This window comes from Roseovarius sp. MBR-79 (genome assembly GCF_053628555.1).
The window spans coordinates 55,942-79,821 of the sequence record NZ_JBRJGP010000005.1; the positions used below are offsets into that span (position 1 = coordinate 55,942).

Annotated in this window: 18 protein-coding genes; 8 read left to right on the forward strand and 10 right to left on the reverse strand. The window is 64.7% G+C overall.

Features of this window, described 5'->3' with window-relative positions:
* Positions 1–64: 64 nt before the first annotated feature.
* The 5 genes from ACSSV8_RS06525 to ACSSV8_RS06545 form a co-directional block, all read right to left on the reverse strand.
* On the reverse strand, positions 65–1,210 hold the full coding sequence (locus ACSSV8_RS06525; protein WP_454281904.1) for a porin: 1,146 nt from the start codon (positions 1,208–1,210) through the stop codon (positions 65–67).
* Positions 1,211–1,494: 284 nt separating this feature from the next.
* Positions 1,495–2,679: a porin gene (locus tag ACSSV8_RS06530; protein ID WP_354538414.1), complete on the reverse strand. Its 1,185-nt coding sequence runs from the start codon at positions 2,677–2,679 to the stop codon at positions 1,495–1,497.
* Between the two features lie 236 nt (positions 2,680–2,915).
* Positions 2,916–4,112 carry a porin gene (locus ACSSV8_RS06535; protein WP_454281905.1) on the reverse strand — a complete coding sequence of 399 codons (1,197 nt, stop codon included), beginning with the start codon at positions 4,110–4,112 and terminating at the stop codon, positions 2,916–2,918.
* A gap of 267 nt (positions 4,113–4,379) precedes the next feature.
* Entirely contained in the window at positions 4,380–5,576 is a 1,197-nt protein-coding gene (locus ACSSV8_RS06540; protein WP_454281906.1) for a porin, read from the reverse strand.
* A gap of 141 nt (positions 5,577–5,717) precedes the next feature.
* Entirely contained in the window at positions 5,718–6,902 is a 1,185-nt protein-coding gene (locus tag ACSSV8_RS06545; protein ID WP_454281907.1) for a pyridoxal phosphate-dependent aminotransferase, read from the reverse strand.
* 136 nt (positions 6,903–7,038) lie between these two features.
* Between ACSSV8_RS06545 and ACSSV8_RS06550 the strand changes: the two genes are divergently transcribed.
* A complete protein-coding gene (locus ACSSV8_RS06550) occupies positions 7,039–7,899 on the forward strand; it encodes a DUF2189 domain-containing protein (protein ID WP_454281908.1) in 861 nt (286 codons plus the stop codon).
* Between the two features lie 15 nt (positions 7,900–7,914).
* Here ACSSV8_RS06550 and ACSSV8_RS06555 read toward each other — a convergent pair whose 3' ends face one another.
* Positions 7,915–8,502, reverse strand: a complete 588-nt coding sequence (locus tag ACSSV8_RS06555) for a riboflavin synthase (RefSeq protein ID WP_454281909.1) — start codon at positions 8,500–8,502, stop codon at positions 7,915–7,917.
* Between the two features lie 139 nt (positions 8,503–8,641).
* Between ACSSV8_RS06555 and ACSSV8_RS06560 the strand changes: the two genes are divergently transcribed.
* From ACSSV8_RS06560 to ACSSV8_RS06570, 3 genes are all read left to right on the forward strand, one after another.
* On the forward strand, positions 8,642–9,925 hold the full coding sequence (locus tag ACSSV8_RS06560) for a capsule biosynthesis protein (protein ID WP_354538420.1): 1,284 nt from the start codon (positions 8,642–8,644) through the stop codon (positions 9,923–9,925).
* Positions 9,926–10,066: 141 nt separating this feature from the next.
* On the forward strand, positions 10,067–11,170 hold the full coding sequence (locus ACSSV8_RS06565; protein WP_354538478.1) for a polysaccharide biosynthesis/export family protein: 1,104 nt from the start codon (positions 10,067–10,069) through the stop codon (positions 11,168–11,170).
* 5 nt (positions 11,171–11,175) lie between these two features.
* Complete coding sequence (locus ACSSV8_RS06570) at positions 11,176–13,179, forward strand: capsular polysaccharide biosynthesis protein (RefSeq protein WP_454281910.1); 2,004 nt, start codon at positions 11,176–11,178, stop codon at positions 13,177–13,179.
* Positions 13,180–13,229: 50 nt separating this feature from the next.
* On the opposite strand, the gene ACSSV8_RS06575 is transcribed toward ACSSV8_RS06570, so the two are convergent.
* Positions 13,230–14,483: a sarcosine oxidase subunit beta family protein gene (locus ACSSV8_RS06575; RefSeq protein ID WP_354538422.1), complete on the reverse strand. Its 1,254-nt coding sequence runs from the start codon at positions 14,481–14,483 to the stop codon at positions 13,230–13,232.
* Positions 14,484–14,588: 105 nt separating this feature from the next.
* Entirely contained in the window at positions 14,589–16,019 is a 1,431-nt protein-coding gene (locus ACSSV8_RS06580) for a Glu/Leu/Phe/Val family dehydrogenase (protein ID WP_454281911.1), read from the reverse strand.
* A 336-nt stretch (positions 16,020–16,355) separates the two neighbouring features.
* On the opposite strand from ACSSV8_RS06580, the gene ACSSV8_RS06585 reads away from it, so the two are divergent.
* The 3 genes from ACSSV8_RS06585 to ACSSV8_RS06595 are packed head-to-tail and all read left to right on the forward strand — an operon-like array spanning position 16,356 to position 19,266.
* On the forward strand, positions 16,356–18,128 hold the full coding sequence (locus ACSSV8_RS06585; protein ID WP_454281912.1) for a pilus assembly protein TadG-related protein: 1,773 nt from the start codon (positions 16,356–16,358) through the stop codon (positions 18,126–18,128).
* Positions 18,125–18,661: a TadE/TadG family type IV pilus assembly protein gene (locus ACSSV8_RS06590; RefSeq protein WP_354538425.1), complete on the forward strand. Its 537-nt coding sequence runs from the start codon at positions 18,125–18,127 to the stop codon at positions 18,659–18,661. The genes ACSSV8_RS06585 and ACSSV8_RS06590 overlap by 4 nt, the downstream gene beginning before the upstream one ends.
* Positions 18,661–19,266 carry a TadE/TadG family type IV pilus assembly protein gene (locus ACSSV8_RS06595; protein WP_454281913.1) on the forward strand — a complete coding sequence of 202 codons (606 nt, stop codon included), beginning with the start codon at positions 18,661–18,663 and terminating at the stop codon, positions 19,264–19,266. Before ACSSV8_RS06590 ends, ACSSV8_RS06595 begins: the two co-directional genes overlap by 1 nt.
* A gap of 5 nt (positions 19,267–19,271) precedes the next feature.
* Here ACSSV8_RS06595 and ACSSV8_RS06600 read toward each other — a convergent pair whose 3' ends face one another.
* Positions 19,272–19,748 carry a hypothetical protein gene (locus ACSSV8_RS06600; protein WP_454281914.1) on the reverse strand — a complete coding sequence of 159 codons (477 nt, stop codon included), beginning with the start codon at positions 19,746–19,748 and terminating at the stop codon, positions 19,272–19,274.
* Positions 19,749–19,871: 123 nt separating this feature from the next.
* Between ACSSV8_RS06600 and ACSSV8_RS06605 the strand changes: the two genes are divergently transcribed.
* On the forward strand, positions 19,872–20,777 hold the full coding sequence (locus tag ACSSV8_RS06605; protein WP_454281915.1) for a pirin family protein: 906 nt from the start codon (positions 19,872–19,874) through the stop codon (positions 20,775–20,777).
* A gap of 30 nt (positions 20,778–20,807) precedes the next feature.
* On the opposite strand, the gene ileS is transcribed toward ACSSV8_RS06605, so the two are convergent.
* A complete protein-coding gene (gene ileS, locus ACSSV8_RS06610; protein WP_454281916.1) occupies positions 20,808–23,858 on the reverse strand; it encodes an isoleucine--tRNA ligase in 3,051 nt (1,016 codons plus the stop codon).
* Positions 23,859–23,880: the final 22 nt, after the last annotated feature.

Here is a 23,880-nt window from a genome sequence, read left to right on the forward strand (position 1 = left end):
GCCCGGAATAGAAAAGGCGGGGGGAAATGTCACCCCCCGCCCCTTCAGATTTTGAACCGGTCGATCAGAACGACAGGTTGATCGAGGTCGCGATGAGCGTGCCTTCGACTTCGGTGTTCGGGTTGGCGAACGCCGCGTCGGTCGAGCCTTCTGCATAGAGGGCGTAGATCGTCCAACGGACGCCTTTGCCCAGCGTGCGGCTGGCGGCGAGCTGGTAGGCTTCATACTCGGCTTCACCGCCGGCATTGTTGTCCCACTCACCCTGATAGGTGTCGAAACCGATCGACCACGGGCCAGGGATGTCATAGGTCACACCAAGGCTCCAGCCTTCCTGGTCGTTTGCCAGGCCGCCGTTGTCGTTCTCGGCATAGGAACCACCGAAGGTCCAGCCAGCAACGCCGATGGTCGCGCCCACGCCCCAGGTATCGGGATCGTCGGTGCCCGGGATCCCGGTGTTGTTTTCGGCAGTGCCGTAACGCGCGCCAAAGTTGATGTCGACGCCGTTGAACGACTGCGAGTAGCCGAGACCGATATCCCAGATGTCGGTCACACCGATGTTGCGGTTCACACCACCGTTGTTACCGGCGTTGTTGCCGCTATTGGCAGCAGTGAAACCACCGTTGACCGTGGCGGCGTAGGAAACACCGAGGGTCAGGCCGTTGAACGACGGGGTGTAGTAGGTGATGCGCGGAACGTCGTTGTTGCCGAGAACCTCGGTGTAGGACGAGATTGCCGCCTGACGGAAGTTCCAGGGCAGGTTACCACCGTTGCCGGTCGAGATCGGGATGAAGCCCGACAGCGACGGCGAGTTGATGCCGATCACGCCGCCGACCTGCGGTGCTGCGACCATCATCTTGTAGCCGGCCGAGTTCTCGTTGCCGATATCGATGCGGCCGAGCGTGTCGGACGAGATCGACATGAACGATTCGTCGACGATCGCGCCACCGGTGTTTTTCGATTCGTACTGGACGTCGATGCCGAAGGTCAGGCCGTTGTCGAGGGTGACCGACGGCTTGAAGTGGATTTCCGCGTTGGTGAAGGTATCAACGCCGTCCCAGTCACCGGGGGTCACGTCATTGTCGACGTCGACGTAACCGACGTGGGTGTTGTGGAAACCGCCCCACTTCATGTTCCATTCCTGGGCCGAAGCCGGTGCAGCCATGGCGACGCCGAGTGCGATCGCGCTGGTGCTCAGAAGATGCTTTTTCAAGGGTGTCCCTCCTCAGAAGCAAGATTTCATATCCGCCGCACCAGTCATTGACACGGCTTGGGACATGAAATGCGCCAAACCCGCCATGCGAGTCAACGCAGCCCCCCCTGCCCGCGTGCTTCCTGTCGGGAATGTGGCTCAGAAACCACACACCTTTCGGACAGGCGGCCAAGGGCAGAAAATGCCGGAATTGAAAGGAAGTTACATCATGGGGCCGATGCCGTGATCCTGGCCCGCTGAAACGGGGGCGCGCGTTCGCCGCGCCCCCGTCGTCTGGCGTCGTTTCAGAAGCTCAGATTGATCGAGGTGGCGATGATCGTGCCCTCGACCTCGGTGTTGGGATTGGCCGAGCCGCCGCCGCCGGGACCCGCCGCAAGCCCGTTCGCATTGACCGTGCCTTCGGTGTAGATCGCATAGACCGCCCAACGGACACCTTTGCCCAGCGACCGGCTTGCCCCCAGCTGATAGGCTTCGTATTCGGCCTCGCCGCCGATATTGTCGTCCCATTCGCCCTGGAACGTGTCGAACCCGATGTCCCACGGGCCGGGAAGGTCATAGGTCACGCCGAGGCTCCAACCCTCCTGATCCGGCATCAGCCCGCCGTTGTCGTTCTCGCCGTAGTGGCCACCAAAGGTCCACCCGGCGACACCGAAAGTCGCGCCGAGGGCCCAGACATCGGGATCATCCGTGCCCGGCAGACCGGTGTTGTTCTCGGCGGTGCCATAGCGCGCGGCAAGGTTCACATCGACGCCGTTGAAGGACTGCTTGTAGACCAGACCGATATCCCAGATGTCGGTCACGCCGATATTGCGATCCACACCACCGTTGTTGCCGGCGTTGGCGTTGCTGTTCCCGGCACCGAGGTTGCCGTTGATCGTGGCCGCGTAGGACACCCCGAGGGTCAGGCCGTTGAACGAGGGCGTGTAATAGGTGATCCGCGGCACGTCGTTGTTGCCCAGCACCTCGATCCCCGACGAGATCGCCGCCTGACGGAAGTTCCACGGCAGGTTGCCGCCCGAGCCGGTGTTGAGCGGGATGAACCCCGAGAGCGTGCCGGTGTTGATGCCGAGCACGCCTTTGACCTGCGGTGCAGAGACCATCATCTTGTAGCCGGCCGAGTTCTCGTTGCCGAGGTCAATGCGGCCGAGCGTTTCCGACGAGATCGACAGGAACGATTCGTCAACCGTCGCGCCCCCCGTATTCAACGCCTCGTATTGCACGTCGATACCGAAGGTCAGGCCGTTGTCGAGCGTGATCGACGGCTTGAAGTGGATTTCCGCGTTGGTGAAGGTGCCGACACCGTCGAAATCGGATCCCACATGGGCGGCGGTATCCGAGTCAAAGGAAGAATAGGCGACATGGAAGTTATAAAAACCGCCCCATTTCATGTTCCATTCCTGGGCCGCCGCGGGCGCGCCCAACGCGACGCCGAGGGCAATCGCGCTTGTTCCAAGCAGGTGTTTGTTCATGAGTGATGTCCTAGGTGAGTGGATAAGGCCGCTGCGCGGAATCGGCGCTTTGGCTCACATGAGGGTGAGCGACGCGGACCTCACGAACAAAGCAACTCCGCGTGAGCAGCCCCTGGACCCTTGCGACTGTGGCGCTTGGGTTACAAAACGGTCACGCGCGAGGCTGAGCCGAGGCCATGCCATGGAAAACCAGACGCGCACAGGTTGCCCCGCGCGCGCCCTTTTTTTATCGTCACTCAGAAGGTCAGGTTGATCGAGGTGGCAATCAAGGTGCCTTCGACTTCGGTATTGGCGTTCTGCGGGCCAACGGGAACCGCGATGTTGGCGGGATCGTTGTTGAAGCCATTGCCGTTCACGCTGCCCTCGGCATAAAGCGCATAGATCGTCCAGCGCACGCCCTTGCCGAGCGAACGGCTGGCGGCAAGCTGATAGCCCTCGTATTCGGCCTTGCCGCCCTGATTGTCGTCCCATTCACCCTGGAACGTATCAAAGCCGATATCCCAGGGGCCTGGGATGTCATAGGTCAAGCCAAGGCTCCAGCCCTCTTCGTCGGGCATGAGGCCACCATTGTCGTTCTCGCCGTAATGGCCGCCAAAGGCCCAGCCGGCAAAGCCGATGGTCGCGCCCACGCCCCAGACATCGGGATCGTCGGTGCCCGCGATACCGGTGTTGTTCTCGGCGGTGCCGTAACGCGCGGCGAGGTTGATATCTACGCCGTTGAACGACTGCGAATAGGCCGCGCCGATATCCCAGATATCGGAGACGCCGATGTTGCGGTTCACGCCGCCGTTGTTCCCGGCGTTGCCATTGCTGTTGGCCGCCGAGAAGCCGCCATTGACCGACGCGGCATAGGACACGCCGATGGTCAGGCCGTTGAACGAAGGCGTGTAATAGGTGATGCGCGGCACGTCGTTGTTGCCCATCACCTCGGTAAAGGACGAGATCGCCGATTGACGGAAGTTCCACGGCAGGTTGCCGCCCACACCGATCGAGATCGGGATGAAGCCCGACAGCGAGGGCGAGTTGACGAGGATCGTGCCGCCGACCTGCGGCGCCTCGAGCATCAGCTTGTAGCCTGCGGAGTTCTCGTTGCCGAGGTCGATGCGGCCAAGGCGGTCCGACGAGATCGACATGAACGATTCGTCAACGATTGCGCCGCCGTTGTTCTTCGCCTCATACTGGACATTGATGCCGAAGGTCAGACCGTTATCGAGCGTGACCGACGGGGTGAAGTGGATTTCCGCATCGGTGAAGGTGTCGACGCCGTCGAAATCCGCCGCAGTCTGCGCGGCGGTGTTCGTATCGACGCTGACATAGCCGACATGCGTGCTGTGAAAACCGCCCCATTTCATGTTCCATTCCTGGGCCGCCGCTGGCGCGCCCATGGCGACGCCAAGGGCAATCGCGCTTGTTCCAAGCAGGTGTTTGTTCATGAGTAATGTCCTCGCTGAGTGGGTCAGGCCGTTGCGCGCGAGTGGCGCTTTGGCTCACATCAGGGTGAGGGACAGAGACCTCACGGGCAAAGCAACTCCCCGTGAGCGGCCCGAAGAGACATAAAACTGTGACGCGCAGGGCACGTGGACGCCTCGCACAGGGCAGAACCGATGCCATGCGATACAAAACAAGGGCGCGCAGGTTGCCCCGCGCGCCCGCTGTCCTGCACCCCGATGTCCCGCGCCCTGAGGCCCGGTGCCGAGGGATCAGAACGAGAGGTTGATCGAGGTGCCGATCAGCGTCCCCTCGACCGAGGTATTCGCCACCGGCGCCCCGGCGATGGCCGCAAACGTGCCGCCCGCATCGCCATTGACCGTGCCCTCGGCATAGATCGCGTAGATCGTCCAGTTCACACCCGGCCCCAGATCGCGGCTTCCGATGATCTGGTAGGCCTCGTATTCGGCCTTGTCGCCCGAACCCGCGCCGGTGCCGGACCATTCCCCCTGATAGGTGTCGACGCCGATCAGCCAGGGACCGGGAAAGTCGTAGGTGACACCAAGGCTCCAGCCTTCCTCGTCAGGGGTGAGATTGCCGTTGTCGTTCTCGCCGTAAGAGCCGCCGACCACGAACCCGGCAAAGCCGATCGTGCCGCCGACGCCCCACACTTCGGGATCGCTGGTGCCGGCAATGCCGGTGTTGTTCTCCGCCATGCCGTAGCGCGCGGCGAGATTGAGGTCGATGCCATTGAACGACCGCTCATAGGCCGCCGCAATGTCGATGATGTCCGTAACCCCGATATTGCGGTCCACGCCGCCGTTATTGCCGGCCTTGCCGGGGCTGTTGGCCGCCGAAAACGCCGTGTCCGTCGCGGTCGCGGCGTAGGAAATGCCCAGCGTCAGCCCCGAGAAGGAGGGCGAGTAATAGCTGATGCGCGGCACCTGTTCGTTGCCCAGAACCTCGGTGAAGGAGGACAGCGCCGACTGCTGGAAATTCCACGGCAGGTTGCCGCCCACCCCAGCCGAAAGCGGGATGAAGCCCGACAGCGAGGGCGAGTTGATCCAGAGCGAGCCATCGACCTGCGGGGCCGACACGATCATCTTGTAGCCGACCGAATCCGTATTGCCGAGTTCGAACCGCCCCATGCGCTCGCTCTCGATCGTCATGAAGGACGTGTCGACAAAGGCGGCGGCATTGTTCTTGGTCTCGTATTCGACGTTGATACCGAAGGTCAGGCCGTTATCGAGCGTCACCGACGGCGTAAAGCTGATCTGCGCCTCGCCATAGGTGTCCACGCCGTCGAAATCGGTGCCCGCGAGTGCGGCCGTGTCCGAATCGACCGAAGCAAAAGCCACATGGGCGGTATAATAGCCGCCCCATGTCATGTCCCATTCCTGCGCACCGGCCGGCGCGGCCATGGCCAGACCTGCGGCAATGGCAGTTGTGCTCAGAAGCTGCTTTTTCAAAGGATGTCCCTCCTGGTATGCGGCTCTTGTCGACCGCACTGTTTCTGCCCTTGGGCGATGCGCTACTGTGTGCTTCGGCATGGAGGTGTCAACGCCTCTCGAATGGCGGGCCTCATGCAACTCACGCCTGTGGCGCGAAAATCACAGACCCCCCGCATGGCGCAGGATCCGCGCCACCGCCGTGTCGAACGCCGCGTCATCGACCGTGAGCGCCACACGCACCCAGGTGCGCAGCGTGTCGCCGAAGGAGGTGCCGGGCATGAGGGCGACGCCCTCCCGCGCCAGCAGATCAAAGGCGTATGCCTCTCCGTCCATGCCGGTCGCGCTCACGTCGATCATGGCGAACATGCCCGCCTCGGGGCGGTGCACCCGCAGCCGACCTGCGTCCTGGAGCGCCGCAGCCAGTCGCGCGGCCCGCGCCGCATAGCGCGCGCGCATTCCGCCCGCGACCTCCGAACCGTCACGAATCGCCGCCTCGGTCATGTCGGCAAGGAAGGGCTGATTGCCGAACAGCATCACCTCCGCCAGCGGCAGGAGCGCCTCGATGAAAGGCTGCGGGCCGACGCACCAGCCGCTGCGCATCCCCGGCGCGGCGTGGCTTTTGGAGATCGACGACACGGCGATCACCCGGTCGGCCAGATCCGGCATCGCGAGAGGCGAGGCAAAGCGCGCGCCCTCGAACACAAGCTCCTCGTAGACCTCGTCCACCACGATCCAGAGGTCGTGCGCCCGTGCCACAGCGCCAAGCGCGGCGATATCCTCGGGTCGCAGCAGCGCGCCCGTCGGGTTGTGCGGCGTGTTGAGCAAAAGCACCCGCGCGCGCCCCTCCACCCGCCCGTCCACCCGCGCCGCCACGTCCCCCGCCGCCATGCGAAACCCGCGCGCAGGGTCAAGCGGCACCGGCACCATCCCGGCCCCGGTGGCGCGGATCACCCCCTCATAGGTGGCATACATCGGATCGCCCACAAGCACCGTGTCGCCCGGCCCGGCCAGCGCCGCCATCACCGCGTAAAGCGCGGTCTGCGTGCCGGGAAAGCAGATCACGTGATCGGCGCTGAAGGCGCGCCCGCGCCGCGCGGAATACTGCGCGGCCAGCGCCGCGCGCAGCCCTGGCTCGCCGCGCCCGTTGGAATAGCCCGTGCGCCCCGCGCGCATCGCCCGCGCCGCCGCTTCGATGAGCGCCTCGGGCGCGGGCACGTCCGGCTCGCCGATGGTCAGTCGGATCACGTCGCGCCCCTCGGCGGCCATTTCGGCAGCGCGCGTGTGCACCGCCCATTTCGCGCCACCAAGCCCCGCCAACCGCTCCGTCACCGCCGCAAATCGCATCTCGCCCTCCAGATTTGCGCCGGACCATGGCGCGGGTCGCGTCCGGGCGCAAGCCGCCCCGTCGCCGGATCGTGATGCGGCGCGAAGGGCGGCTTTGTGATAGGCTCATGCCGGAGAACCACCAAGGGAGGGCGCGATGGCACGGACAATCGGAAACCCGCTGAGCTGGCTGGCAGAGGCGGCCATCGGCGCGGGCCGCGAAGCCGCCGAGGCGCATGACGGGCTGAGCGGCACACAGACCGCCCCTCCCGCCGTGCGCGCCCTGACCGAGGCCGACCTGCGCGAGGCCCTGCGCAAGGGGCTGGCCGATTTCACCGCCCTGCGCAGCGACGTGATCTTTCTGGTCGCGATCTATCCGGTGATCGGCCTCGTGCTGACGCTGGTGGCGTTTCACGGCGCGCGGCTCGAGATGGTGTTTCCGCTGGCGGGCGGGTTCATCCTGCTGGGGCCGGTGGTGGCAACGGGGCTCTACGAGATGAGCCGCCAGCGCGAGAGCGGCACGGCCGTAGGCTGGGGCGCGGCCTTTGACGTGATGCGCACCCGCGTGATCGTGCCGGTGGTCGTGTTGGGCGCGGGGCTTGTGGCGCTCTTTCTGACATGGCTTTACGCCGCGCATGTCATCCATGCGCTGACCCTCGGCGCGGCCATGCCCGACACGGTCGGGGCCTTCCTTCGCGAGGTTCTGACCACCGGCGCAGGCTGGCTGATGGTCGTGCTCGGCATGGGCGTGGGGCTCGCCTTCGCCGCGCTTGTGCTGGCGACAAGCCTCGTGGCCTTTCCCATGCTGATCGACCGGCGCGCGGGCGTCATGCAGGCTGTGGTCACCTCGATTGCCGTGGCCCGCGCCAGCCCCGCCGTGGTGGCCCGTTGGGGGCTGATCGTGGGCGTGGCGATGTTTCTGGGCGCGCTGCCCGCCTTTCTGGGGCTGGCGCTCGTGCTGCCAGTGCTGGGACACGCGACATGGCATCTCTACCGCGCCGCCGTGCCGCAAGACTGAGGCGGCAAAAGGCGCTCAACCCGCCTCGGCCAGTCGCGCCACGTAGCGCGCCAGCGTGTCGATCTCGAGGTTGACGCGGTCGCCCTCGGCGACCTCTCCCCATGTCGTCACCGTCTGCGTGTGCGGGATGAGGTTGACGCCGAACGTATCGCCCGAAACCTCGTTCACCGTCAGCGAGGTGCCGTTGAGCGCGACCGACCCCTTGGGCGCGATGAACCGCGCAAGCGAGGCTGGCGCGCGGAAGGTGAGGCGCGTGCTGTCGCCCTCCTCGCGCCGCCCGATCACCTCGGCCAGCCCGTCCACATGCCCCGAGACGATATGCCCGCCCAACTCGTCGCCCACGCGCAGCGCGCGCTCCAGATTGACCCGGCCCCCTTCGGCCCAATCGCCCAGATTGGTTTTCGACAGGGTTTCGGCAGAGATATCGACCTCGAACCAGTCCGCCCCGAGCGCCACGACCGTCAGGCACACGCCGTCACAGGCAATCGACGCCCCGATGTCGATGCGTCCCGTGTCATACCCCGTGCCCAATCGCGCCCGCATGTCGCCGCGCCGCTCGATCCTTGCGATGCGCCCGATATCGGTGATGATGCCCGTGAACATGGCCTGCCCTCCGCTCTTTGCCCCATGGCCTAGCCCCGCGCGCGGACCAAGACAAGCGGCAGTGCCGCAAAAGGCTTATTTTCGCCGGATTTCCGCGCTATGACACGTCGTCAAGAGCAGTCAAACGGTCCATCCAACCATGCCCCAAGCCCCCCGCGCCTTTCTGTTCCTTCAGGGACCGCACGGGCCGTTCTTCTGGCGGCTGGGGCAGATGCTGCGGCGGGCGGGGGCGCGCGTCCACCGCGTCGGCTTCAATGCCGGTGACCGGGTATTCTGGCCCGAGCGTGCAAGCTACACGCCCTACCGCGACGCGCCCGAGCACTGGCCCGCAACCCTGCGCCGCCTCATCGCCGGGCACAGCATCACCGATATCGTCCTTTACGGCGATACCCGCCCGATCCATGCCGAGGCGGTGGCCATCGCACGCGCGGCAAACATCACCGTGCATGTCTTCGAAGAGGGCTATATGCGCCCCTACTGGATCACCTATGAACGCGGCGGCAGCAACGGCCATTCGCGCCTGATGGAGACCAGCGTGGACGAGATGCGCGCGGCGCTCGCGCAATCCGACATGGACACGGCCCTGCCCCCCGCAAGCTGGGGCGACATGCGCCAGCACATCTTTTACGGCGCGCTCTATCACGGCTTTGTTCTCTTTCTGAACCAGCGCTACCGCCGCTTCAAACCCCATCGCGCACTTGGCGTCGGGCAGGAATTCGCGCTCTATCTCAAGCGGCTCTTTTTCATGCCGGTTCAGGCGCTTGAGCGGCGCGTTGCCACATGGCGCATCCGCACGGGCGGATTTCCCTATCATGTCGTGCTGTTGCAACTCGAACATGACGCCTCGTTTCAGGCGCATTCGCCGTTCTCGTCGATGACCGAGTTTCTCGAAGTGGTGCTCGACGGGTTCGCGCGTGGCGCACCGGGGCATCATCACCTTGTCATCAAGGCGCATCCGCTCGAGGACGGGCGCGCGCCCATCCGCGCCACATTGCGCCGCCTGACCGCCGCGCATGGCCTGCGGGGCCGCGTCCATTACCTGCGCGGCGGCAAGCTGGCACCGCTCCTCGATGAGGCGCGCAGCGCCGTCACCGTCAATTCCACCGCCGCGCAACAGGTGCTCTGGCGCGGCATCCCGCTGCGCACCTTCGGCGCGGCGGTCTATGCCAAGCCCGAGTTTGTCTCGACCCTGCCGCTGCCGGAATTCTTCGCCCGCGCCGAGCGCCCGGACCGCCGCGCCTATGCCGACTACCGGCGCTTTCTGTTGGAGACCAGCCAGTTGCCCGGCGGGTTCTATTCCGCCCGCGGCCGCCGTCAGGTGCTGCGGCAGGTGGTGGACATGATGCTCGCCCCCGACGATCCCTATGACGCGCTGCGCACCGGCACCGCGGCACCACGGCAACAGTTGCGCCTCGTTCCCTGACCCAGTCGCCACGAAACGCTGGATTTTCAAAGGCAACTCGGCTAATTTGACAAAAAAAGACCGAGGCAGACAATAACAGGTCGAGGAGACCGGGCAGTGACAACCTCCAGAACCCGATGGGTCAAACCCGTCGCCGCGCTGATGATTCTGACAATCGTCGCGGGCTGCGGCCTGCCACGCATGGGACCCAACAAGCGCGAGCTTTATGCCGGATCGGTGCAGCAACAGGGCGATGCCTTTGTCGTCACCGTCAATGACCGGGTGACGCGCGCCACCGCCGTGCAGCCCGCGCTCGGCTTTACCGATGATTTCCTCAACGCGGGCCTGCTCGGCTCGGATCAGATCAGCCCCGGCGACACGCTGGGTCTCACGATCTGGGAAAACGTCGATGACGGGCTTCTGGCCGGGGCCACGTCGAACCAGACCCTTCTGGAGGAAGTGCAGGTTGACGGATCGGGCTTCATCTTCGTGCCCTATGCCGGGCGCATCAAGGCGGCGGGCAACACGCCCGAGGGCGTGCGCCGTGTGATCACCGAACGTCTCGAACAGCAAACCCCCGATCCACAGGTCGAGGTGCGCCGCGTGGCGGGCAATGGCTCGACCGTGTCGATCAGCGGCGCGGTCGGCGGTCAGGGCGTCTATCCGATCGAGGCCCCGACGCGCCGCCTGTCGGCGATGATCGCTGCGGCAGGCGGCATTGCGATTGCCCCGGAAGTGGCGCAGATCACGGTCATTCGCGGCGACAAGCAGGCCAAGGTCTGGTTTCAGGACATGTTCAGATATCCGCAGTTCGACATTCCGTTGCGCGGCGGCGACCGTGTCCTTGTCGAGGCCGATACCCGCTCCTACACCGCGCTCGGCGCAACCGGCACACAGGCACGCGTGACCTTCGAGACGCAGACCCTCTCGGCGCTCGAGGGGATCGCGCAGGTGGGCGGGCTCAGTGTCGCGGCGGCCGATCCCACCGGCGTTTTCGTGCTGCGCAACGAACCTGCCGATATCGCCAACATGGTGCTTGGGCGCGATGACCTGATCGGCGCGCAGCGCATGGTTTATGTGCTCGACCTGACCAAGCCCAACGGCATGTTCCTTGCCCGCGATTTCGCGCTGCGCGACAATGACACGATCTACGTCACGGAAGCACCGTTTGCGCAATGGGGCAAGGTGATCGCGGCGCTGACCGGCACGCTTGGCGCGGTCGGCTCGGTCTCGACCGCCTCGGCGACCCTCTCCGGGGACTTTTGACGGCAATGCCAGTGCCTGAACCCGCCGGGGCCATCTCCCGGCGGGTTTTCCATTTCAACGGCGGGTTTCTCCGGCAGCGGCGCTTGCGGCGCATCCTCGCGCTTGCGGGATATGATCTGCGCCTCGGCTGGCCCGGAAAGGACGACCTTGTGGCGGTCTGGGGCCGCTCGCCCTATGCGCTGCGCGGCGAGACGGTCGCGGCACGGACCGGCGCGGGTCTCCTGCGGATCGAGGATGCCTTTCTGCGCTCGGTCCTGCCGGGGCGTAGCGGCGCGCCGCCGCTTGGCCTGCTGATCGACCGCACGGGCGTGCATTTCGACGCCTCCCACCCCTCCGACCTCGAAGCGATCCTTGCCCGCCATCCGCTTGACGAGACCCCGCTTCTGAACCGCGCGCGCGGTGCCATGGCGCGGCTGCGCGAGGCGCATCTTTCCAAATATTCCGGCACCGATCCCGACCTGCCCTGCCCGGCACCGGGCTATGTGCTGGTGATCGACCAGACGCGCGGCGACGCCTCGGTGCGCCATGGCGGCGCGGATGCGGCCACGTTCCGCGACATGCTGGTCTGCGCGCAGCTTGAGCATCCGCGCGCCCCCATCGTGATCAAGACCCACCCCGAGACCGCGCAGGGCCACCGCGCGGGCCATTTCAACGCCTCTGACGCCTCGGACCGCGTGCGCCTCCTCGCCGATCCGGTCAGCCCCTGGCACCTGCTGGAGGGGGCCATCGCGGTCTATACCGTCAGCTCGCAAATGGGGTTCGAGGCGATCCTCGCAGGCCACCGCCCGCATGTCTTCGGCCAGCCCTTCTATGCCGGCTGGGGCCTCACGACGGATCGCCACCCCGCCCCCCTGCCGCGGCGCGGCCGCGATCTCACCCGGGCACAGCTTTTTGCCGGGGCGATGATCCTTTACCCCAAATGGTATGACCCCTGCCGGGATCGTCTGTGCGATCTGGAAACCGCGCTCGGCGCGTTCGAGGCCGAAACCCGCGCCTGGCGCGAGGATCGACGAGGCTGGAACGCCGGCGGCATGCGGCTGTGGAAACGCGCGCCGATGCAGGGGTTTTTCGGGCGCTACCACGGCGTGATCTTTGATCGGGCCGCGCCAGAGCGTCCTGCGATGGTCTGGGCCTCCGCGCGCGCGCCGCTCCCCGAGGGCGCGGTGCGCGTCGAGGACGGCTTCCTGCGCTCGAGGGGCCTCGGGGCGGATCTCGTGCCGCCCCTGTCGCTCGTGCTCGACGATCTGGGCATCTATTACGATCCGACCCGCGAGAGCCGACTGGAACGCCTGATCGCCGCGCGCGCACGGCTGCGCCCCGATCAGGCGGCGCGCGCCGAGGCGCTGATCACCACGCTCACCCGCCACGCCTTGAGCAAATACAACCTCGGCGCGCCCGCCCCCGATCTGCCCCAAGGCCACCGGATCCTTGTGCCCGGTCAGGTCGAGGACGATGCCTCGATCCGTCTGGGCGCAGGAGAGATCACCACCAATCTCGGGCTGATCCACAAGGTGCGCGCGGCCAATCCCGGGGCCCGGATCCTCTACAAGCCTCACCCGGATGTGGAGGCCGGGCTGCGCCCCGGCGCAATTGCCCCCGAACTGCTTGCCGGTCTGGTGGATGCGGTCCTTGACGGCACCGATCCCGCGACGCTTCTGCCGCTGGTCGACGAGGTCTGGACCATGACCTCTCTGATGGGGTTCGAGGCGCTGTTGCGCGGCGTGCGTGTGACCACAACCGGCGCGCCCTTCTATGCGGGCTGGGGCCTCACGCGCGATCTGGGCGCGGTGCCTGCGCGCCGCACCGCGCGCCCCGGCCTCGCAGGCCTCGTTCACGCCACGCTCATCGACTATCCGCGCTACCGCGATCCCGTCTCGGGTCTGCCCTGCCCGGTCGAGGTGGTGGCCGAGCGTCTCGCCCATGGTCCCCTGCCCCGTCCGGGCCCCGCCAACCGGATGCTGGCCAAGCTTCAAGGCGCGCTCGCCACCCACGCCCGGCTCTGGCGCTGACCGGGTTTCATCGTTCCTTAAATACTCATTTCAACGCTTGCCACGCAGGCTTAGTGCAGGTTGTGCTGCGCGCCGGTGCCCTCTTCATCCATCAACCCACGCCCGGTGGCGAAACGGTCGAGACGAAAGCGTGTGGCGACCGGGTGCGGGCGGTCGGTGGCAATGAGATGCGCGGTCACGTCGCCCGAACCCGGCACCGCCTTGAACCCGCCATAGCACCAACCGCAATTGAGATAGAGCCCCGCGACATGCGTCCGGTCGATGATCGGCGAGCCGTCGGGCGACATGTCCATGATCCCGCCCCAACTGCGCAAAAGCTGCGCGTTGCCGATCATCGGCATGAGCGCAAGACCCGCCTCCATCACATGTTCGGCCATGGGCAGATTGCCGCGCGCCGCATAAGACGCGTAGAAATCCAGATCGCCGCCAAAGACCAGCCCGCCCTTGTCGGACTGGCTGATGTAGAAATGCCCCATGCCGAAGGTCACGACATGATCGAGGCAGGGCTTCAACCCCTCGGTGACGAAGGCCTGAAGCACATGGCTCTCGATCGGCAGGCGCATTCCGGCCATGGCCGCCACCTGGCTTGAACGGCCCGCGACGATCATCGCCACCTTGCCCGCGCGGATGGCCCCGCGCGTGGTCTGCACGCCGGTGACGCGGCCGCCCTCGATGTCGATTCCCGTCACCTCGCAATTCTGGATGAGGTCGACACCGCGCGCGCTCGCCCCCCGCGCAAAGCCCCAGGCCACCGCATCGTGGCGCGCCGTGCCCGCGCGGCGTTGCAACAACCCGCCATAAATCGGAAAGCGGGCACTGTCGAAATCGAGGAACGGCACCATCCGGCGCACAGCCTCGCGATCCAGAAGTTCGGCATCGTCGCCCTGGTTGCGCATGGCGTTGCCGCGCCGGGCGAAAGCGTCGCGCTGACCGTCGGAATGGCACAGGTTGAGCACGCCGCGCTGACTCATCATCGCGTTGTAATTCAACTCCTGCTCCAGCCCCTCCCAGAGCCGCAGCGAATGGCTGTAAAATTCCGAATTGCCCGGCAGGCCGTAATTGGCGCGCACAATGGTGGTGTTGCGCCCGACATTGCCGCCGCCCAGCCAGCCCTTTTCGAGCACCGCCACATTGGTGATCCCGTGCCGCGCGGCCAGGTAATAGGCCGTCGCCAGCCCGTGCCCGCCGCCGCCGATGATCACCACGTCATAGCTGTCCTTTGGCGTCGCATCGCGCCAATGCGCCTGCCAGCCGCGATTGCCGGTCAGCCCTTCCTTCAAGATACGCAGCGCCGAGAACCGCATGATGCCTCCGTGCCAAAGCGGGCCTTGCCCCTGTCATAGCAAGGGCAGGGCCACGGCCCCGCCCCCGTTCCCGCCCTTTTCAGGCCAATGCGCGACGCAGCCCCGTCAGAGCCCCATCGCGCGATAGCTCGACGCCACGCGCGCGATCGACACCAGATAGGCCGCCGTGCGCAGATCGGTCACATCCTCGCGCCCGTGCCAGATCTCGCGCATCGCCTGATAGGCCGTGCGCATCGTGTCATCGAGCCCCGAGCGCACCAGTTCCAGCTCGCCCGCGCCACGGAGATATTTCTGCTTGAAATCGGGCGAGATCTCCCAGGCGTCGCCGATACCGCGATTGAGCCGCTCAAGCTCGTTCACGATAAGCTGGTGGCGAGACTCTTCCTGTCGCCGCCCGATCCGGCCAAAGCGGATATGGCTGAGGTTCTTGACCCATTCGAAATAGGACACCGTCACACCGCCCGCGTTGGCATACATGTCGGGAATGATCACCGTGCCCTTCTGGCGCAGGATCTCGTCCGCGCCCGCCGTGACCGGGCCATTGGCCGCCTCGATGATCAGCGGGGCCTTGATCCGCTCCGCATTCCCGAGGTGGATCACCCCTTCGAGCGCGGCGGGCACGAGGATATCGCACTCATGCTCCAGCGCCTTGGCACCGTCCCTGATGTATTTGCCGTCCGGGTAGCCGTCGACGCCACCATGGCGCGCGATCCAGTTGCGCACGGCTTCCACGTCGAGCCCGTTATCGGAAAGAAGCGCGCCGTCGCGCTCGATGATCGCGGTGATCTTGCAGCCGTCCTCTTCCGACAGGAACTTGGCCGCGTGATAGCCCACATTGCCAAGACCCTGCACGATCACCCGCTTGCCGTCGAGCGTGCCCGAGAGCCCCGCCTTGGCGATATCCTCGGGGTGGCGAAAGAATTCCTGAAGCGCGTATTGCACGCCGCGCCCGGTCGCCTCGGTCCGGCCCTGGATGCCGCCGCCATTGACCGGCTTGCCGGTCACGCAGGCGCGGTAGTTGATGTCGGTCGTCGCCATGCGCTTGTATTGATCCGCGATCCAGGCCATTTCACGCTCTCCCGTGCCCATGTCGGGGGCGGGCACGTTCTGCGCCGGATGGATCAGGTCGCGCTTGATCAGCTCATAGGCAAAGCGGCGGGTGATCTGCTCCAGCTCGTGCTCTTCCCACTCGCGCGGGTCGATGCGCAAGCCCCCCTTGGAGCCGCCGAACGGCACCTCGACCAGCGCGCATTTGTAGGTCATCAGCGCGGCCAGCGCCTCGACCTCGTCCTGATGCACGGCCATGGCGTAGCGGATACCGCCCTTGACCGGCTCCATATGCTCGGAATGGACGCTGCGATAGCCGGTGAAGGTGTGGATCTGGCCGCGCAGCCGCACGCCGAAACGCACCGTGTAGGTGGCGTTGCAGACGCGGATCTTTTCCTCCAGCCCCGGCGGCAGGTCCATCAGCGCCACGGCGCGGTTGAACATCAGATCGACGCTTTCGCGGAATGTCGGCTCTTGTCTGGTGGTCATGGTTGCCCCTCCCTGCTGTGGCGGGCCGATGTGAAATCGACCATTCCCCGCCCATGCGATGGTTAAGGGATGCAGGGCGCATGTCGAGTCGAAAATCCGGAATCCTTGGCCGATAACGCGGTCGGTCGGGCGCTCCCCCGGTTATGATCCCCTGAGTTCGTCCACGAAGCAGAAACAATCCAGAGCGTGTTATTAGATTGTATTTCCAAATGGTTAACTTTGACCATGCGACTCATGGCGGCCACAATTTGACCACATTTGAAGGCGAAGAAACGCGATGGAAAAGCGGGCATGCTTGGGGCGGCATGCGGGCTTATATGGTGAGAAGGTATCGAGATGCGTTTGCCTGAAGAAATCCGACCGGCGGTCGTTGCGACCACGCTTCATGATGTGACACCCGCGTTCCGACGCCGGAACCGTCACCGCCTCCTGCGGCAAGAGGATGGCTCTGCCACCCTCTTCGGGCTGTTCATCTTCGTCATCATGCTGATGATGGGGGGGATCGCGCTTGACACGATGCGCCACGAATCCACCCGCGCCGAATTGCAGACCACGCTTGACCGCGCGGTGCTGGCCGCGGCAACGGCGCGCACCGAGGCCGAGGCGCGCGACATCATCGAGGATTATTTCGCCAAGGCCGGTCAGTCGGACTTCCTTATGGCGGAGCTGGATGACGACATCACCGTGACCCTGAACAGCGCGAGCATCACCGCCCGCGCCGGCGGCACGATCGAGACCTTCCTGATGCGCCTCAACGGTGTCGAGACGCTCGATGTCGCCGGGATTTCAACCGCCGAGGTGCACATCCCCAAACTCGAGGTCGTGCTTGTGCTCGACGTCTCCGGGTCGATGGCCTCGAACAACAAGATCGGCAACCTGCGAGACGCGGCCAAGGAATTCGTGACGACCGTGCTCGATCAGTCCACGCCGGGCAACACCGTCATCTCCATCGTGCCCTTCAGCTTCTCGGTCAGCCCGCCGCTGTCGATCTACAACGCGCTCGCCGTTAACGAGACACACGATTATTCGACGTGCCTCGAATTCAGCGACAACGACTACACGCATGCTACTCTGACAAGCGGCTCATCCTCGCTCAGCAGCGGCATTCCCGTGAACCAGATGATCTATACCTCGCGCTACGGCAGCTTCGACGATCTCAACCAGAGCTGGCGGACGTGCTACAATGACGACTACATGCGCATCCTGCCCTACTCGACAAGCGAGACCGCGCTGCACGCCAAGATCGACGCGCTCCAGCCCGATGGCAACACGTCTGGCAACGAAGGAATGAACTGGGGTGCCGCTCTGCTCGATCCGACCTTCCGTCAGGTGACAAGCGCCATGATCGCGGCCAACGATCTCGATGCCGCGCGCATCACCGTGCCCGCCGATTACAATGACGGCGAAACCCTCAAGGTCATCGTGTTCATGGGTGACGGGGCAAATACCACGTCCAACTTCTTCGACAAGTCGCCGCCGAGATACCGTGGGCCGAATTCCGACCTGTTCGAGGTCAAGCACCAGGAACGTGTGTTCAGCTACGCCTACAACAAGAAGAACATCCATGACCTTCGTTATGGCAGCGACGGCCTGTCGAAATGCGGTAGAAAAAATTGGGTCTGCATCTACGAGGCAAACGGCCCCGAAAAGTCGGTCTATTACCTCCACAGCCCGCGCTACAATGACTACTATGCCATCGAGGACGACAAGTTTCTCTCGGCGAGCGCGTTTGCCGACCTTCCCGACACGCTTGAGGGCTATGTCAGCACCACCCAACTCGACTGGGAAATCGCCTGGGGCCTGATCTCGCCGGACTTTCACAAGCGCATCACCGGCATGGACGATGCCTGGGATGATTTTGTCGGCTCGGAATATATCGACGGCAACAAGAAGAATGTCCTGATGCAAAGCGTGTGTGGTGCCACCAAACGCGAGGGTGTGGTTGTCTATTCCATCGGCTTCGAGGTGCCGACAGGTGGCACCGCCGAGCGTGAGCTGATCAAATGCGCCACCACCGACGGCCATTACTATCGCGCCAGCGGAACGAGCATTTCCTCGGCGTTCAGCTCCATCGCCGCCAACGTCAAAACGCTGAGGTTGACCCAATGATGCGCTTCATTCCCAAGAGCTTGCGCAAGGTCGCGCGAAATGAGGACGGGACAGCGACGCTCGAATTCGTCCTGGTGGCCCCGCTCCTTGTCAGCTTCATCATCTTCTCGGTGGAACTGGGTATCGTGACCATGCAATCGGCGATGCTGGAACGCGGGCTGGACATCACCGTGCGCGACATTCGCCTTGGCACCGGCTCGGCCCCGCAGCACGATGACATCAAGGACAGCATCTGCGATAACTCCTTCGTGATCGCGAACTGCCGCGAAAAGCTTCGGCTGGAGATGGTTCCGACCGATCTGCGCAACCTCGCCGTGCTGGACCCGACCCCCGACTGCACCGACGTGGAGGAGCCCGCAAAACCCCTGCGTGCCTTCATTCCGGGCGGGCAGAACCAGCTCATGCTGTTGCGCGCCTGCCTGAAATACGAGCCCATCTTCCCCGACGCCATCCTGGGACGCGCCTTGATCAGGGATACAAACGGCGAGGCTGCCTTCGTCGCAATGTCCGCCTTCGTGCAGGAGCCGATCTGATGCTGATTGATCTTCACAAGCGCCTCGCGAGCCTTCTGCGCCGCTTTCATCGTGACGAGCGCGGCGTCGTGGCCATGGAAACCGTGATCATCATGCCGTTTCTGGTAACGGGCCTTCTCTTCGCGCTCGGGTTCTACGATTTCTATCTTCAGAAAAACGTGCGCGACAAGGCGACCTATACCATGACCGACGTGCTGTCGCGCGAAACCTCCGTGATCGACGAGACCTATATCGACAACCTCAAGACCACGTTCGACATGATCGCGGGCTCCCGTAGCCCCTCGCAGATGCGGGTTTCGGTGATTCGCTTTCACAAGACGTCGAACAATAACGACTGGTACGAACTGCGCTGGAGCGAGGTGCGCGGCAACGGTGGCCTGTCCGCCCTCACGCAGGCTGATATTGACAAGGCAGAAGAGGTGGCACGTCTGCCGCTCATGGTTGGTGGCCAGGACCTGATCCTTGTCGAGACGAGCGGGCGGCACGTTCCGATTTTCGCCAGCGAGTTCATCGACACTCTCGAACTCAACACGCGCATGTTCATGACGCCGCGCTTTGCCTCACAGCTTTGTTTCACCGGGGTCTGCGTCCCCACAAGCAGCTGAGCGGTTCAGCCGTTGCGCGCGTCGATCCGGGCCTGAATGACCTCGGCCATGTATTTGGCCGGGGTGCCAGGTGTTACACCACCCACACCCACCCTGCGCCCGATCCGCCACCAGAGACCCGGCTCCCAGACAAAGGGGCCCTTGCTGCGCAGCGTGATCATGAACCCGTTCGAGGGCTTGAAGGCAAAGACGCCGCGATCCACCGAAAGGATCTCGTCCATCGGCGCAAGGATGCGCCCGTCGGTCGAGCGCAGTCCGTCGGCGGTCAGTTCCAACCGCTCGGCCGTCGCGCGCCACATACGGTGTGCGCACCACAGCGCGACAGACCCGAGCGCCACCTGAAACGCCTGCCAGCCGAGACCGGGCGAAAGCGCCGCCGCCATGTAGAGCATGATCGCGCCAAGACCGGCCAGCGAGCCGACCCCGATCATCCGTCGCCCCGGCGATGCGCCCAGCACCGCCTCGATCCGCCCTTGCGTCACCGCTCTCTCCCTCTTCTGCACCGGCTTGCACACCGGCGCACAGCGCCTCTTGCACGGGCGAACAAAGCCGCCCCTGCCCGCGCCGCGCGCCTCTCCCTATATCTCGGGGAAAGGAGAGTGACCATGTCCATAAGACCCGTTCTCGAGACCCGCGCCGCCAGCCCCACGATGGAGGGGGCAGGCGTGCACCTGCACCGCGCCTTCGGCTTTCACGAGCCCACAGAGCTTGACCCCTTCCTGCTCTTCGACGATTTCCGCAACGACGACCCCGCACGCTATGCCAAGGGCTTTCCGTGGCATCCCCATCGCGGGATCGAGACCATCACCTATGTGCTGGCCGGTGAGGTCGATCATGGCGACAGCCTTGGCAATACCGGCGTGCTCGGCGCGGGTGATGTGCAGTGGATGACCGCCGGGTCGGGCATCCTGCATCAGGAAATGCCGCGCGGCGACGCGCAGGGTCGGATGCACGGGTTTCAGCTCTGGGCCAACCTGCCCGCGGCGCAGAAGATGTGTGCGCCACGCTATCAGGACGTGCAGGCCGCCGACATCCCCGAGGTGACCGACGATGACGGCACGCGCGCGCGCGTCATCACCGGCAGTTTCTGGGGCAAGCGCGGCCCGGTCGACGGCATCGCCGCTGATCCGCAATACCTCGACATCTCGGTGCCGCCGGGGCGGCGCAAGGTGTTCAGGGTGGACACCTACCGGCGCAGCTTTGCCTATATCTTCGCGGGCAGCGGGCGCTTTGCCGATGCCTCCGACCCGACCGGCGTGCTCCTGGAAAAGGAGGTGGCGGGCCGCGAGGTGCATATCCGCGACGCCTCGGGCGACCGCACGCTGGTGCGCTTCGGCACCGGCGACGAGATCACGGTGCAGGCCGGGCCCGACGGCATCCGCTTTCTGCTCGTCTCCGGCGCGCCGCTTGCCGAACCTGTGGCCTGGCACGGCCCCATCGTGATGAACACGCAAGACGAGTTGCGCGAGGCCATGCGCGATCTGCGCAACGGCACCTTCATTCGCGGTTAAGGCAGGGGGACGGGATGCGCCCGTCCCCCGTCAGCCCAGTGCGTCGGAGCACCGCTTGCAGGTGCCGGGATGCTTGTGCGTGCCCACATCGCGCAGGATCTTCCAGCAGCGCTGGCATTTCGCCCCCTCGGCCCGCTCGAAGACCACGCCGACCGTCTCCACCTCGGGCAGGCGGAACGCCTCGGCGGGGCGCGGATCGGCGCTCAGGATCAGGTCCGAGGTGATGCAGATATCGGCAAAATCCACCGATTTCAGCGCCTTCAGCATCTCTTCATCGCGCACATGCACGATGGGGGCTGCCTCGAGGCTCGCGCCGATCACCTTGTCGCTGCGCTGCACCTCGAGTGCTGCCGTCACCACGCGCCGGGCCGCGCGCACCGCTGCCCATTTCGCCGCCAGCGTCTCATCCAGCCAGTCGGCGGGCGTCGCGGGCATATCGTGCAGATGCACGCTGTCGTCGTCGCTGGGAAAGCGCGAGAGCCACACATCCTCCATCGTGAAGACCAGCACCGGCGCGAGCCATGTGGTGAGGCGATGAAAGAGCAGGTCCATCACCGTGCGCGCCGCCCGCCTGCGCGCCGTATCGCCGTCGCAATAGAGCACATCCTTGCGGATATCGAAGTAGAAGGCGCTCAGATCGAGGGTGCAGAAGTTGAAGACCTGCTGGAAAACCCCTTGGAAATCATAGGTCTCAAAGCCTTTTCTCACCTTGTGATCAAGCTCTGCCAGCCGGTGCAGGACCCATCGTTCCAGCTCCGGCATCTCCGAAGGGGCCACACGATCCGCCTCGGAAAAATGCGTGAGCGCCCCCAGCATGAAGCGCATCGTGTTGCGCAAGCGGCGATAGCTGTCGGCCACGCCCTTGAGAATTTCCGGCCCGATGCGCAGATCGGCGGTGTAATCCGCCTGCGCCACCCAGAGCCGCAGGATATCGGCGCCGTATTGCTTGATCACCGCCTCGGGGGCCACGGTATTGCCCAATGATTTGGACATCTTGTTGCCCTTCTCATCGAGGGTAAATCCATGGGTCAGCACCCCGCGATAGGGCGCATGCCCCATCGTGCCGCAGGCTTGCAGCATCGAGGAATGGAACCAGCCGCGATGCTGATCGGTACCTTCAAGGTAAAGATCGGCCATGCCATCCTCGGAGCCATCCGCGCGGTCGCGCAGCACGAAGGCATGGGTGGAGCCGCTATCGAACCACACATCGAGAATGTCATCGACCTTGGTCCAGTCCTCGGGGTTGACGATGCCCGCAAGGAACCGCTCTTTCGCGCCGTCCTTATACCACGCATCCGCGCCCTCGGCCTCGAACGCGGCGAGGATGCGCGCATTCACCTCAGCGTTGCGCAAAAGATAATCCGGATCCGTGGGTTGCGCGCCGTTCTTGACAAAACAGGTGAGCGGCACGCCCCAGGCCCGCTGGCGCGAGAGCACCCAGTCAGGCCGCGCCTCGATCATCGAATAGAGCCGGTTGCGCCCGGTCTTGGGCGTCCATGTCACCAGCTCGTCGATGGAGCGCAGCGCGCGCTCGCGGATCGTGGTGCCGTATTGGTCCTGCCCGTCGCCAACGGCGCGATCAATCGCGGCGAACCATTGCGGCGTGTTGCGATAGATCACCGGCGCCTTGGAGCGCCAGCTATGCGGATAGCTGTGCTTGATCTTGCCGCGCGCCAGCAATCCGCCGACCTCGATCAGCTTGTCGATCACGGCCTTGTTGGCGTTGCCTTCCTTGCCCTTGCGATCAAGGATGAACTTGCCACCGAAAAACGGCAGATCGGGCCGGAACGATCCATCGTCGAGCACGTTATAGGTGATGACCTGATCGAGCATCCCGAGATCGCGGTAAAGCTCGTATTCCTCCATCCCGTGGCTGGGCGCGCAATGGACAAAGCCGGTGCCCTCCTCGTCGGTGACGAAATCGGCGGCGCGGAAATCGCGCGGGGCGTCCCATGCGCCGTTTGAGCCTTCGGAATTGGCGAGGGGGTGCAGAAGGGTGAGACCGGCAAGCTCATCCGCCATCACGTCGCGAACTCGCCGCCACATTCCCGGCTCCAGCCGCGCGCGGGTCAGCGTATCCTCGGCACGATTGTCGGCGAGGATGAGCCGCTCGCCCATCTCGGCCCAGCATTCCTCCGGCGTCGCGATGACCTCATAGAGGCCATAGGAAATTCCCTCGCCATACACGACCGCTTTGTTGCTCGGAATGGTCCAGGGCGTTGTGGTCCAGATCACTACGGACGAACCGACAAGCTCAGAAGCGGCTTTTTCTGCGGCTTCTTTTCGTTTGGCGATCTGAGCACCAGCCTGTTCCAGAAGGTCTGAGACGACCTCCTGTGTAATTGGTCCAGCCTCCTCACGGCGCCTTGCAGCCCCCCCCGGCGGTTGGATTTTATCATTATCCACTCCCGCCACCCGAAACTTCACCCAGACCGTGAAACTCTCCTTGTCGTGATATTCCACCTCCGCCTCGGCGAGCGCGGTTTTTTCCACCGGCGACCACATCACCGGTTTGGAGCCCTGATACAAAGTGCCATTCATCAGGAATTTCTGGAATTCCTCCGCGATGATCCGCTCGGCGCGGAAATCCATCGTGAGATACGGGCGGTCCCATGCGCCGGTGATGCCCAGCCGCTTGAATTCCTCGCGCTGGATGTCGATCCAGCCCTCGGCAAATTTCCGGCATTCCTGACGGAAATCGACGATATCCACCTCGTCCTTGTTGCGCCCCTTGGCGCGGTATTGCTCTTCGATCTTCCACTCGATGGGCAACCCGTGGCAATCCCAGCCGGGGATATAGCGCGCGTCGCGGCCCATCATCTGCTGCGAGCGCACCACCATGTCCTTGAGGATCTTGTTCAGCGCGTGACCGATATGCAAATGGCCGTTGGCGTAGGGCGGGCCATCGTGCAGGGTAAAGGGAATCCGCCCCGACGCGTTCTCCCGCAGCTTTTCATACACCCCGATCCGCGCCCAGCGCGCCAGCCAGTCAGGCTCGCGCGCGGGAAGGCCCGCACGCATCGGGAAATCGGTTTCGGGCAGGTTCAGCGTGTCCTTGTAGTCGGGCAGGTCGGCGCACATGGGGGCGTCCTTCGTCAGGTCC